The organism is Tsuneonella sp. CC-YZS046 (assembly GCF_035581365.1).
GTDB lineage: Bacteria > Pseudomonadota > Alphaproteobacteria > Sphingomonadales > Sphingomonadaceae > JAWKXU01.
In genome coordinates this window covers 3,059,237-3,071,694 of record NZ_CP141590.1, presented here as the reverse complement: position 1 = coordinate 3,071,694, position 12,458 = coordinate 3,059,237, and the positions used below count along the sequence as shown (strand labels likewise).

Genomic DNA, 12,458 nt, shown 5'->3' with positions numbered 1-12,458 from the left:
TCGGTCGGGCCGACGCATATTTCTTGCTATTTTAGAGTAAATTAGGATTGTCGCGCCATAATTCGCCGACGCATCGGCTATTCTAAAAATCGGCTATTCTAAAAGAAGCGCAAAGGGCATGAATTTTCCTTTCCGATATTGGGAGAGCGCGGGTTCCGCGATTGCGGGGCGCATACCCTCATTGGAACGCTATCGCATGCGACTGCATGTCGGCTTGCTGGCGACGGATGCGGCGATCATAATTGCCGGGATGGGCTTGGCCGGCCTGATCTATCGCGGCGAATGGCTGAACTCCTATTCGATTCTCTCCGCCCAGCTGATGGTGCCGATCTTTCTCACCATCGGGCTCTACAACGGCACCTATTCGCTGGCGTCGCTCAATCGTTTCCGGACGGCCGCGCAGCGGGTGGTGACCGCGCTGGCCGTGTCGGCCGCCTTGCTCAGCTTCATGGTCTTCTTCCTGAAGGCCGGCGAAGCGCTTTCCCGCTTCATCTATGCGCTGGGTCTGGTTCTGGCGCTCTGCGGGATGCTGCTGGTCCGCTACGCGCTCGACAAATGGATCAAGAAGCGCCTCGGCCCCACCCTGCTCAATATATTGCTGATCGACGCGGGCGGGCCGGAAGTCAGTCTCCGCGACGCCCATCGGATCGATGCCGAGCAACACGGGCTGTCGCCGTCTCTGGACGATCCGCTCGGGCTGGACCGGCTGGGCCGGGCCATGCGCAATATGGACCGGGTGGTCGTCAGTTGCTCGCCGGAACGGCAGCCGGACTGGGCGCTGGTGTTCCGCGCGGCCGCCGTGGATGGAGAGATCGTGAGCCTCGCCGCTCACGACATCGGCGCCGTAGGGGTGCGTCACAGCCACGATTTTTCCACGCTGGTCGTTTCAAAAGGGCCGCTCAGCCTCGAATCGAGGGCAATCAAGCGCCTGTTCGACCTGACCCTGTCCGTGGCCGCGCTGATCGTGCTGGCCCCGGTCATGATAGGCGCTGCCATTGCGATCAAGCTGGAGGATGGCGGGCCGATCTTCTTCCGGCAGCAGCGGATGGGCCGGGCCAATCGCCTGTTCACGATCTACAAGTTTCGCTCGATGCGCGTGAGCCGGGCCGACCATGAAGGACACCGCTCAACCGCGCGCGAGGACGATCGCATTACCAGGACCGGCCGGCTGCTGCGATCCTGGAGCATCGACGAACTCCCCCAGCTCTGGAACATCATCCTAGGGGACATGAGCATCGTCGGCCCCCGGCCGCATGCCCTCGGCTCGCTGGCGGGGACGAAACGATTCTGGGAAGTGGATCGCCGATACTGGCAGCGCCATGCGCTCAAGCCCGGCCTGACGGGGCTTGCCCAGATTCGCGGATTGCGCGGCGCGACGGAGGCGGAAGACGATCTCTCCAGCCGGCTTCGCGCCGATCTGGAATATCTCTCCGGCTGGAATATCCTGCGCGATATCGGGATCGTGATACTGACGCTGCGCGTAATCGTCCACGAGCGGGCATTCTGACCGCAAATTCAAACGGTTCGTCTCAACTTTAGTCCGATTTGGCTTCTTTGCCTTTGGACTTTCCGGGCAAATTGGATATTCTCCGCACGATTAGGGGGGGCTGGGATAAATGGAGATTCCCAAGATGAGCATGGTTCGCGCAATTTTTTGCACCTTGGCTGCGGGCGGACTTGCAATCGCGCAGCCGGCAATCGCCAGTGCGACCCGTTCGTCAGATGCCCTGCCCTCCGCTGGCGTGGCCGCCGCTCCGCAATCGGTGGCTCGCGGAAGCCAGCCGGCGGAAGCCGCGAGCGAACTGATAAGCCCGCTCTGGATTGCCCTCATCATTGCGTTTCTTGGCGGGATCATCGCGATAGCGGCGGATGGCGGCAGCAACAACGACAGCCCAGGCTGATCGTTCCGGCCACCCGTGTTCATCCCTGTATCCGATTGCGAAGGGCCCGGCTGACTGCCGGGTTTTTCTCGGCTGTGCGTGTCTCCAAACCCTTCTCCAACCGCCGCATTTTCGTTGCTCTTGCGTTGCTGATTGCGGCGATGACGCTTGGCGGCGGCGGAACGCCCAATCCCGCTTTCGAGATAGCCCTGCAACTCCTCGCGGCGATCCTCGCCTGCATCTGGATATGGCTGCCATCCGCGACCTCTCGCAAAGCCGATGCGAAGTTTCCGGTCGATCCGCGGCTGTTGCTGATCGCCGCAGGCGCCATTCTTCTTCCCGCGCTGCAGCTTGTCCCGCTGCCCCCGCCATTATGGCAGGCCCTGCCTGGCCGCGAAACCGAGAGCATAGCGCTCGAACTCGTCGGCGGGGCACAAGGCTGGCAGCCGCTCTCGCTCGCTCCTTCGCGCAGCTGGGCCGCGCTGCTGTCGTTCGGCCCGCCGCTGTTCCTCATGCTCATGGCCGGCGCGCTGCCGCTTTCCTCCCGCACCCGGATTGTCGCCTGTATCGCGCTGATAGCCCTGGCCAGCGCGATCTGGGGCGCGATGCAACTTGCCGCCAGCGGCGACGCGCTGCGCCTTTATCCGCAAACCCATTCCGGCTGGATCACCGGCTTCCAGGCCAACCGCAATGCGCAGGCCGACGTGCTGCTGATCGGGATGGTTGCGCTGGCCGCCATTCTGCCGGGGAATGACGCCACTCGCGTTCCCCTTTGGCAACGCAAGGAGCGGCTCGTGCTGTTTCTGGGCGCGAATGCCTTGCTGCTGTTTGCCGTGATCATGACCGGATCGCGCATGGGGATCGCACTCGTTCCGGTGGCGCTGCTGGCCCAGCTCGCCATCCTCTATCCGAGCCTGCCCCGGTGGCGCTGGAACAGGGGCCTCGCCTTCGCCGCGACAGCGGGCGTCGCTGCATTTATCGGATCGGCCCTGATCTTGCAGGGCAACGCCGCCTTGCGCGCGGTGATCGCGCGCTTCTCCCTGCAAGGCGAATTCCGGCCGGAGTTGTGGGCCGACACCCATTTCGCCATCGCGCAATACTGGCCGGCGGGAAGCGGAATGGGCACGTTCGTACCCGCCATCCTCGCGGCGGAACGGCTCGAAGTGGTCGATCCGACCATGCCGAACCGCGCCCATAACGATTATCTCGAGCTTCTGCTCGAAACGGGGATTCCCGGCATCGTCATGCTTCTGGCCATTGCCGGGCTGCTGGCGGCCATGGCGATCGGGGCGTGGCGGAGCGAAGGCGCCATGCGCGCGCACCTCGTCTTCAGCCTCGCCTGCTTTCTCATTCTCGCCCTGCACTCGATCGTGGATTATCCCTTGCGCTGCATGTCATTGGCATGTCTGGCGGGGATTGCGGCAGGGCTGCTGGCGCGCCCGCCCGACTTCGAGCGCCGCCACTCCGACCAGTATAGAACGCAAGGACAATCAGGCATGATGGAACGCAGCACATGATCCGCAAAGGCCAGCTTGCTCCCTTCCTGCTGGTGCTGCTTGCCGTTGCGGCATGCCGGTCCACTCTCGATCCCGTGGTGCCGGCGGGGCAGGCGGCCTATGGCAGCATCGAAGGCCCCGCGCAGGAGGTCCGGGATTCCGCCTATCTCCTGCAAAGCGGCGACAAGATCAGCGTCACCGTGTTTCAGGAACCCGATCTCAGCGTCTCGGATATCGAGATCGACGGTTCCGGCCTGCTGAATTTGCCGCTGATCGGCAGCGTGGCGGCCGCGGGCAGGAGCCAGGCCGAACTCGCCGGAGACATCGAGCAGGCCTATGCGCGCCGCTATCTGCGCAACCCCCGCGTGGCGATATCCATCGTGGAAGCGACGCCCCGGGTGGTGTCGGTGGAAGGCGAGGTCAACCAGCCCGGCGCCTATGAACTGAAGCCCGGCGCGACGCTGCTCGCCGCGCTGGCCATGGCGCGAAGCCCCACCGCGACCGCCAAGCTGGACCAGGTGATCGTCTTCCGGACCCTGCAGGGGCAGCGCATGGGCGGCCGGTTCGATCTCCAGGCCATTCGTTCCGGCAGCGCGCCCGATCCGCAGATGATGGATGGCGACGTGGTGGTGGTGGGCTACAGCCGCGCGGCCGGCATCTGGAACGATATCCTGCGGGCGGCCCCCCTGTTCAACACATTCGTCCTGCTCGACAACAACAGATGATGGCGCAAGGCGGCCTCCGCCGCCTTGGAGACATATAGAAACGGAAGCATCCCGATCGTGGCCCAAGACGGACAGAATCTTTTGGCATCTTCCCGACCTGCCGCCGATGCGGGCGATCCCTACGCCACGGGCATGGCGGAGCGCATCCGCTATATCCTCGCGCTGCTGCGGCGCAATCTGTGGCTGATCGGCGCGATCGTCGGCGCCGCACTGGCGCTGGCCACCGTCGTCACCATGCTGACCCCGCCCCTTTTCACGGCCGAAAGCAGCATCCAGATCAACGACCAGAGCGACCAGGTGCTCGGCGACGACCTGGAAGGGAGAGCGGCGGCCAATCTCAACTGGGATGTCGATCGCTTCCTCAACACCCAGCTCGACATCCTGCGCAGCCGGGCGCTCGCGGAAAGGGTGACGCGCAAGCTCAACCTGGCCGGCAGCAAGCAGTTCTTCGAAGCGATGGGGGCCGATCCGCCCGAAGCCAATTTGCCGGAGCGGGAGAAGCGCGAGATCGTGCTCGAAATGCTGAAGAACGGCCTGCAGGTCGAGCTTCCCCCCAGCACCCGCATCGCGACCATCCGCTTCACCAGCGCCGATCCGGGGATGTCCGCCAGCATCGCCAACGCCTTCTCCAGCGAGTTCATCCAGGCCAATCTGCAGCGGCGCTATGACAGCTCCTCCTATGCCCGCAATTTCGTGGCCGAGCAGCTGGAGGAAGCCCGGGCCAGGCTGGAAGCCTCGGAACGGGAGCTGAACGCCTATGCCCGGCAGGCCGGCCTGATCCGCACCCGCGATCCGCGCAGGGAAGAAAGCGAAGGCGGCAACGGCAGCGTCACGGTGGCGAGCCTGATGCAGCTGAACGAAGCCGCCAACGAAGCGCAGGCAAGGCGGGTGGCGGCGCAGGCGCAATGGAATGCCGAACAGGGCAGCCCGCTGCTTTCCTCGCAATCCGTGCTCTCCAGCTCGGCCGTGCAGCAATTGATGACCGAGCGCGCCGAGGTGGAAGCCAAGCTGCAGAGCGCGCGATCCCGCTATCTGCCCGATCATCCGGCCATCGAGAAGCTGGAAGGGGAATTGTCCGCGCTCAGGCAGCAGCTCAACCGGACGGCGCGGGAGGTGCGGGATTCGATCCGCGCGCAATATGTCGCCGCGCAAACCGCCGAGGAACGGCTCAAGGCGCAAGTCTCGCAACTGCGGGGCGCGACGCTGGCCGAGCAGGACCGGGCGGTGCGCTACAACACGCTGGCTCGCGAGGCCGACACCAACCGCTCGATCTACGACGGGCTGCTGCAACGCTATCGCGAGCTGAATGCCGCCGCCGGCATTTCCTCCAGCAATATCTCGATCATCGATTCCGCCGATCCCCCGCTGGTCCCCAGCGCGCCGAGCTTCCCCTGGAACCTGGGCGTGGCGCTGCTGCTGGGGCTGGGCATATCGGGCGCGGCCGTGCTGGTGCGGGATCAGCTCGAAGACAAGATCCGCGCGCCGGAAGATGTCGAACAGAAAGTCGGCCTGTCCTTGCTGGGGGTCATCCCCGTGGTGCGGGATGGCGAACCGGCGGAAGCGCTGGACGATCCGAAATCGCCGATTTCCGAAGCCTATAACTCGCTGCGCGGCTCACTGTCCTATTCGACGGCGGAAGGGCTGCCGGGTCTGCTGATGGTCACCAGCGCGGAACCGGCGGAAGGCAAGACCACCACCAGCTTCGCCATTGCCCGCAGCTTCGCCCTGGCCGACAAGCGCGTGCTGCTGGTCGATGCGGATCTCCGCCGCCCGTCCGTTCATCGCATGGCGGGCGCAAGCAACCGCAAGGGCCTGTCGAGCCTGCTGGCGGGTCAGGATACGCTGGAAGGCGTCGTCGTCCCTTCCGGCCAGGACAATCTGTCGCTGGTGCCATCCGGCCCGCTCCCGGCCAGCCCCACGGAGCTGCTCGGTTCGCCGCGCATGGCCGCCCTGCTGGAACAATTCAGCGAGGCTTACGACCTGGTCGTGATCGACAGCCCGCCGGTGCTCGGCCTCGCCGATTCTCCGGTCCTGTCCGCGCTGGCGGATGGCGTGGTGGTGGTGATCGAAGCCGAACGCGGGCGCCGGGGCATGGTGAAGGCAAGCCTGCGCCGCTTGCAGGGCATGCATCCCGTCATTCTGGGGGCGGTGCTCACGAAATTCGATTCGCGGCGGGGCGCCGGGGGATCGTCGGCCTATTACAGCTATGAATATTTCCGCTACGGGGGAGAAGAGGCGAACGCGTGATGGCCCCGCGCCGCCGCTTCCCCGCCGGGCGCATCGCCTGCACCGCCTTGGCGGCGCTTTACGGCTATGCCTGCATCGGCAGCGGGCTGGACCGGATCAGCGCGATCAATCCTGCATGGCAGGCCTTCGTTCCCGCATATTTTCGCGCCAATGCCGAAACCGCCAAGGCCGCGCAGGCATTGGTGAGCGGCACGGACATCGACAAGAGCGAAGCCGTCCGCCGCGCGGTGCTGGCCGATCCGGTGGGTCGCAGGCCGATCGCCCTGCTGGGCACCGAGCGCCTGCTGGTGCAGGATCATGCCGGAGCGGAAGCGGCCTTCCGGGTCGGCGCGAGGCTGGGCTGGCGCGAGCCGGTGACGCAGAGCTACTGGTATCGCGCCACCTTGCTGGCGGGCGACACGGCCCGGGCGGCGGAGCGGGTGGACGCCTTGCTGCGGGCAAATCCCGGCATGGCGGGCGCAGAGGAGATGCTCGATCCGCTTCTGGCCACTCCCAAGGGCAGGCAGGCGCTGGCGGACCGGCTCTCCCACCGCCCCGGCTGGCTGCCGCGTTTCCTCGCGCCGACCCGGCAGACGAGCGCGCCCGCGCTCACAGGGCGCGCGGAAGTGGTGCGGCTGATGGCCGGGCAGGGCGCCGGCCTGAGTTGCGCCGAGATCGAGCCGCTGGAGCGGCGGCTGGTGGAGGCTGGGCTGCAACCGCCCGCGCGCGCGCTCCGCTCCCGCCACTGCAATGCCGGGCCGGCTGGCGGCCTGCTGTCCGATCCCGATTTTGCCGATCTGGCGCGCGGCGGCGCAAATCCGGCGGGCTGGCGATTGCATCCCTCCGGCGACGTCTCCGTATCGCCGGGCGGCACCGGGCGCGATGCGGCGGTCACGGTCGGCAACCTGGCATCGGTCCGCCGCCCGATCCTGTCGCAGCGGGTCGATCTGGAAGCGGGGACCTATCGCGTGGAGCTGGCGATCGCGTCCGGCCATGCGCGCGACCTGATCTCGGCATCCTTCGCTTGCGGGGGCGGCCACGCCTATCCCGATCCCGGCCAGCCGCTGACGATTATCGCCAAGCCCTGCGCATCCCAGACCCTGACGCTCTGGCTGTCGCCCTCGACGGAAGAGGTGCGCATCGACGCGGTGCGACTGGAACCGGCGCGATAACGCCGGGCCGCCACGCGCCGCCCCAGGGCCGCTTCCCTCACAGGTTCCCGAAGGCGAGTTCGGCATACCAGTGGAAGGTGACGCTCGCCGCGACATTGGCACTGGTCTGGACATTGAGGGTGTTGCCGTCGAAATCCGAGAACCAGGAAAGATCGGCCGTTCCATTGTGAACCCGGCTGCGCGGAGTGACGAGGTGGAAGGCCGGCGCTCCGGCCAGGCCGTGCAGCACCCCGGCATATTTCGTGCCCGAGGCAAGCGTCAGAGTGCCGCTCGCTTCGGTTTTCTTGCCTTTCAAACGGTTCGACCGGGTGAAGCGGGCACTGGCCGCGCCCGTGAGCGCGATGGGGTTCCAGCTGGATGCGGCAGGGGCGATGAAGCTGTTGCCGTCGACCAGGCAATCCACGCTGTCGTCACCCTGTATCGCGATATGGCCGACCGCGCCGGAATAGCTCGATTCGATCCGGTTGCCGCGAAAGATGTTGGCGCCCGATTGCATATTGCCAATCACGCTGGGCTGGTCCGAATGCAGGCTGTTGGCCTCCACCAGATTGCGGCTCGACGGATAGTTGAGGCCAAGCTCCAAGGCCTTCGCACCCGTGGTCCGCAGCTGGACATTCCGGACCACACCGTCGTTCCAGTTATCGAGCCGGATATTGGCGGCGACCTGCGGAATCTCCATCAGCAGGTCCGAGCCGGTCGAGCCGCACCAGCGCAACCCGTCGATTGCATTGCCATGCATCGGCTTCGCATTGGTCGCCGCGATCAGGCCGCTGCCCAGCGTATCGTGGCGCACCGCCATGTCCCTGATCCGGGTGCGCGAGCAGCCGACCATTTCGATGCACAGGCGATCCACATGATCGAACCATGGCCGGTCGATCAGGATATTATCCATGCAGCCGGACAGGGAAATGCCCATGCCCTGCGCGTGCCCCGCGCCGGCATTGGCTTGGCCGATATGGACGAAGCGCGGGCGGACGATATGGATATTGCCGATCCGTACGGTGGAGCCGGTTCCGTGGTTCTGGAATTCCAGCCCCATCCGGCCGCAATTCTCGAACACGCAATCGATCAGCCAGATATTTTGGGCCGAGCCGGTGTCGCACACCCAGCGGATGCCGTTGGTGGAGCCGAACCATGCGCCGTCGATCCCGCTTTGCGGATCGCTGGTGAACCTGACCCGGTTGAACACGACGTTCTCCACGGTCTGGCCCTGCGGGACATAGAGCGCGCCATAGCCATTCGCACCGTGCAGGGTGAGATCCTGCAGCAGGAGGTTTTCGCAGGAATGGAGCGTCAGCGCGCTGCCCGACGCGATCGAATGATCGGTCTGCCGCAGGATCGAGCGGCTCATGCCCTGCCCGAGGATCGCGCTGCCGGACTGGTCCCACGTCAGCCCGCCGCTTTCATTGAGGGCATAGGTCCTGCTCTCGAGCCGGAGAGTTCGCTCGCCGGCGGCGGCGAACAGCGCCCTGACAGCCGCGAAGGCCGGATCGTCCGGCGCCAGACCGTCGCCGGTCGCGCCGTGCAGCGACGGGGTCGTCCCTTGCCGGAGAGAATGGGCGAGGGCGCTTTTGGCCAGGCCGCGCGCCGCGACGTCCAGCCCGATCATTGCGACACCCGATAGGCGAGGGTGCCCGCAGTCAGCGCGATATCGAGATGGAAGGTCGCGCCTTCCTCCGTCTCGATCCAGACTTGCTCGCAGCCTTGTTCATGGAATGTTCCCCACACCATTCCGCCGACGAGCAGGGGAGTGAGCGTGTCGCCCCCATCCATCGAACGCAGCATCCGCACAGTGCCGGTCCATTCGCCGGACAGGGTCAGGATGATCGGGATGCCGAGCACGGGCTGGAACGGCCCGGCCAGCATGGAGGCCGATGTCTCGCCGCTCAGCGGATCGGAGAATGCGGAAGGCTGGTCCGTGATCGCGACGGGCAGGGGAGCGCCGCTGCTGACGATGGAAAGGCGCGATTCGGAATCCGAAAAGCCAAGCGCGAAAGCCGGAGCGAACCCGGCCGGAACCGAGATGGGCGGGGGATTGGGCATGATGGTCGTCCTCTTGCCGATTGCGAAAAAGGACAGACCCCATAGGCCTGGAATGGGGCTGTAGGAAAATGAAAAATTGCGGTCCGGGCCTTGCGGAATCCTCCGGATCGGCGATCCTCCGCCTCGGTTCCTCTCCGGTTCCTTTATGGTGCCTCTGTGTGCCGTTCTGTCGCCAGAAACTGCCGGTAGGTATCCGCAATGCCCTTGCGCAGGGTGATGGCGGGCCGCCAGCCCATCGCGGCAAGCTTGCTCCCGCTCATCAGCTTGCGCGGCGTGCCGTCCGGCTTGGCGGGATCGGTCACGATCTCCCCGCCGAAACCCACTGCCTCGCACACCAGCTGGGCAAGATCGATGATCGGGATGTCCTGCCCCGATCCCACATTGACATGCTCCTCGCCGGAATAGGACTTCAGCAGGAAGACACAGGCATCGGCGAGATCGTCGACATGCAGGAACTCGCGCCGGGGGGTGCCGGTGCCCCAGATTTCGATATGCGGCGCGCCCGCCAGCTTGGCCTCATGCGCCTTGCGGATCAGGGCCGGCAGGACATGGCTGCTGGCGAGGTCGAAATTATCGCCCGGGCCATAGAGGTTGGTCGGCATGGCGCTGATGAAATCGCAGCCATGCTCGCGCCGGTAGGCCTGGCACAGCTTGATCCCGGCGATCTTGGCCACCGCATACCATTCGTTGGTCGGCTCGAGCGGGCCGGTGAGCAGCGCATCCTCGGTGATCGGCTGGGGGGCGAGCCGGGGGTATATGCAGGACGAACCGAGGAACAGCAGCTTTTCCGCCGCATGCTGGCGCGCGGCTTCGATCAGATTGGCCTCGATCATCAGATTGTCGTAGAGGAACTGCCCAGGATAGCTGTCATTGGCGAGGATGCCGCCCACCTTGGCGGCGGCCACGATCACCGCGTCCGGGCGATTCTGCGCGAACCATTCCCGCACCGCCTGCTGCTCGCGCAGATCGACGGAGCGCGGCGCGGTCAGGATCGTGCAATTTTCGCGCTCAAGGCGGCGGACGATGGCGGAACCGACCATGCCCCTGTGCCCGGCGACATAGATCCGCTTGCCTGCTGGATCATAGGCTGGTCCCATGGCCCCGGCTCGCTCCGAAATCGTCAAACAGTCCTCCTGCAAGTCCGAAGGTCAAATCGGAAGGCAAATTAGGGCACTATGGCCGAGATGCAACGGATAAGCCTCGGCCTGGGAAACCCGGGAATATCCTGTTGCCGCCGGGCGTTAGCTTGTGCCTGAAAAAGCCTGTGCCTATAATCGCGCACGGTGGCCGGGCTTGGCCGCCGCACACCCTCGCCAGTCAGGACATGCCTTGGCCGATCCCGCCGCGTCCCGCCCATCCCCCGCCGCTCCGCTGGCATGGTTCGACGTGCTGGGCACCGGCATATCGGTGACCACTCCGGAGAGGGCCGTGGCAACCCTGCTCGCCTGGGCGCGGGACGACATCGGCCGCTATGTCTGCATCCGCGATGTCCATGGCGTGATGCTGGCCCGCCGCGATCCCGAACTGGCCGGGATTCACCGCGAAGCGGCGATGGTCACGCCCGATGGGATGCCCCTCGCCCTTCTCGGCAAGCTGCGCGGCCTGCCGGTGGAGCGCACCTGCGGCCCCGACCTGATGCTCGACATGTTCGCGGCCTCCCGCGCGGGGCAGGTGAAGCATTATCTCTACGGCGGGCGGGACGGCGTGGCCCGGGAACTCGCGGACAGGCTGCTTGAGCGCTTCCCCGGCGCCGCCATTGCCGGAATGGAAACGCCGCCGTTCCGGCCGATCGAGGAAGAAGAATTGCGGGATCTGGCGACGCGGATCGACGCTTCCGGCGCGGATCTCGTCTGGGTCGGCCTTTCCACGCCCAAGCAGGAACGGCTGATGCATCGCCTCGCCCCGCTGGTCAGCGCCACGCTGATCGGGGTGGGCGCGGCGTTCGACCTCCATGCCGGGCATATGGAAAGGGCTCCACGCTGGATGCAGCGGCTCTGCCTCGAAGGAGTCTATCGCTTCCTGAAGGAGCCGCGCAGGCTGTGGCGCCGCTATCTGCTGCTGGCCCCCCAGTTCCTCGCGCTGGCGCTGATCCAGCATGTCAGGCCGGGCTTCGCCGCCGCGCCGGAATCGCCCGCGGATCGGATCGGTTGAGCGGATGGACCGCAAGGCATGGCTGAAGCGTTCGGGCTGGGCGGCAAGGCTGCGCCGCCGCGCCTTCATCACGCACTGGACCGGCGCCCTGCTCTATCCTTCGCACATCCTGCGCAACGCCCTTTGCCGCGAGATCGGACGCCTTGCCGGAAAGATCGAAGGCAAGGTGCTGGATTTCGGCTGCGGCTCGAAGCCCTATGAGGAGCTTTTCACCCGCGCGAGCGCATATGTCGGGATAGATGTCGAGCAGAGCGGCCACGACCATGCCAGCAGCAAGGTGGACGTGTTCTTCGATGGCAGGACAATCCCCTTTGCGGATGCCTCGTTCGATAGCGTGGTCTGCTTCGAAGTGATGGAACACGTCCCCGACCTGACCTTGGCCCTGTCAGAAATCCGGCGTGTGCTCAAACCCGATGGGGTGTTCCTGGCTTCGATTCCGTTTGCCTTTCCGGAACACGAAACGCCCTATGATTTTCGACGCCTGACTCGGTTCGGAATCGATCGGCAATGGCAGCAACAGGGTTTTGTCATTGAAACTATCGTGCCGACAACCAGCGCCTGGCTCACTATCCGGCAATTGGGCATCGCCCATTTTTTCGGAGAAATCCTTCCCGGAGGCACCTTCGCCCAACTCGCGCGAATTCCCCTGGTTGCGTTTTGCAACCTGTTCGCAATCGGCACCAACCTCATCGTCCCGAAAACGGAGGCATTTCCCCTGGGCTTCGTGGTTCTCTCCAGGCGTGGAGCCGGATGAGCGGGCAGCCG

General features: G+C 65.4%; 11 protein-coding genes. 8 read left to right on the top strand and 3 right to left on the bottom strand.

Annotated features, from left to right (window positions below):
- Positions 1-196 precede the first annotated feature (196 nt).
- The 6 genes from U8326_RS15055 (at position 197) to U8326_RS15030 (ending at position 7,499) form a co-directional block, all read left to right on the top strand.
- Positions 197-1,507 (top strand): sugar transferase, encoded by a 1,311-nt coding sequence (locus tag U8326_RS15055; protein WP_324741256.1) that lies wholly within the window; start codon positions 197-199, stop codon positions 1,505-1,507.
- 124 nt (positions 1,508-1,631) lie between these two features.
- A complete protein-coding gene (locus tag U8326_RS15050; protein WP_324741254.1) occupies positions 1,632-1,901 on the top strand; it encodes a hypothetical protein in 270 nt (89 codons plus the stop codon).
- A gap of 74 nt (positions 1,902-1,975) precedes the next feature.
- Complete coding sequence (locus U8326_RS15045) at positions 1,976-3,397, top strand: O-antigen ligase family protein (protein WP_324741253.1); 1,422 nt, start codon at positions 1,976-1,978, stop codon at positions 3,395-3,397.
- A complete protein-coding gene (locus U8326_RS15040; protein ID WP_324741252.1) occupies positions 3,394-4,101 on the top strand; it encodes a polysaccharide biosynthesis/export family protein in 708 nt (235 codons plus the stop codon). The genes U8326_RS15045 and U8326_RS15040 overlap by 4 nt, the downstream gene beginning before the upstream one ends.
- Positions 4,102-4,182: 81 nt before the next feature.
- Positions 4,183-6,348 (top strand): GumC family protein, encoded by a 2,166-nt coding sequence (locus U8326_RS15035; protein ID WP_324741250.1) that lies wholly within the window; start codon positions 4,183-4,185, stop codon positions 6,346-6,348.
- Entirely contained in the window at positions 6,348-7,499 is a 1,152-nt protein-coding gene (locus U8326_RS15030; RefSeq protein ID WP_324741248.1) for a hypothetical protein, read from the top strand. Before U8326_RS15035 ends, U8326_RS15030 begins: the two co-directional genes overlap by 1 nt.
- Positions 7,500-7,536: 37 nt before the next feature.
- On the opposite strand, the gene U8326_RS15025 is transcribed toward U8326_RS15030, so the two are convergent.
- The 3 genes from U8326_RS15025 to fcl all read right to left on the bottom strand — a co-directional run bounded on the left by U8326_RS15025 (position 7,537) and on the right by fcl (position 10,639).
- Complete coding sequence (locus U8326_RS15025; protein WP_324741246.1) at positions 7,537-9,108, bottom strand: hypothetical protein; 1,572 nt, start codon at positions 9,106-9,108, stop codon at positions 7,537-7,539.
- Complete coding sequence (locus U8326_RS15020) at positions 9,105-9,542, bottom strand: hypothetical protein (RefSeq protein ID WP_324741244.1); 438 nt, start codon at positions 9,540-9,542, stop codon at positions 9,105-9,107. Before U8326_RS15020 ends, U8326_RS15025 begins: the two co-directional genes overlap by 4 nt.
- A 143-nt stretch (positions 9,543-9,685) precedes the next feature.
- Positions 9,686-10,639, bottom strand: coding sequence for a GDP-L-fucose synthase (fcl, locus tag U8326_RS15015; protein WP_324741242.1), 954 nt, complete (start codon positions 10,637-10,639; stop codon positions 9,686-9,688).
- A gap of 232 nt (positions 10,640-10,871) precedes the next feature.
- Between fcl and U8326_RS15010 the strand changes: the two genes are divergently transcribed.
- On the top strand, positions 10,872-11,693 hold the full coding sequence (locus tag U8326_RS15010; RefSeq protein ID WP_324741240.1) for a WecB/TagA/CpsF family glycosyltransferase: 822 nt from the start codon (positions 10,872-10,874) through the stop codon (positions 11,691-11,693).
- 4 nt (positions 11,694-11,697) lie between these two features.
- Positions 11,698-12,447, top strand: a complete 750-nt coding sequence (locus tag U8326_RS15005; protein WP_324741239.1) for a class I SAM-dependent methyltransferase — start codon at positions 11,698-11,700, stop codon at positions 12,445-12,447.
- The last annotated feature ends 11 nt before the right edge of the window (positions 12,448-12,458 follow it).

Bases quoted from the DNA above. Each gene is read 5' to 3' on its own strand.
- U8326_RS15055 (WP_324741256.1), top strand. From the start codon at position 197: ATGCGACTGCATGTCGGCTTGCTGGCGACGGATGCGGCGATCATAATT.
- U8326_RS15050 (WP_324741254.1), top strand. From the start codon at position 1,632: ATGAGCATGGTTCGCGCAATTTTTTGCACCTTGGCTGCGGGCGGACTT.
- U8326_RS15040 (WP_324741252.1), top strand. From the start codon at position 3,394: ATGATCCGCAAAGGCCAGCTTGCTCCCTTCCTGCTGGTGCTGCTTGCC.
- U8326_RS15030 (WP_324741248.1), top strand. From the start codon at position 6,348: ATGGCCCCGCGCCGCCGCTTCCCCGCCGGGCGCATCGCCTGCACCGCC.
- U8326_RS15025 (WP_324741246.1), bottom strand. From the start codon at position 9,108: ATGATCGGGCTGGACGTCGCGGCGCGCGGCCTGGCCAAAAGCGCCCTC.
- U8326_RS15020 (WP_324741244.1), bottom strand. From the start codon at position 9,542: ATGCCCAATCCCCCGCCCATCTCGGTTCCGGCCGGGTTCGCTCCGGCT.
- fcl (WP_324741242.1), bottom strand. From the start codon at position 10,639: ATGGGACCAGCCTATGATCCAGCAGGCAAGCGGATCTATGTCGCCGGG.
- U8326_RS15005 (WP_324741239.1), top strand. From the start codon at position 11,698: ATGGACCGCAAGGCATGGCTGAAGCGTTCGGGCTGGGCGGCAAGGCTG.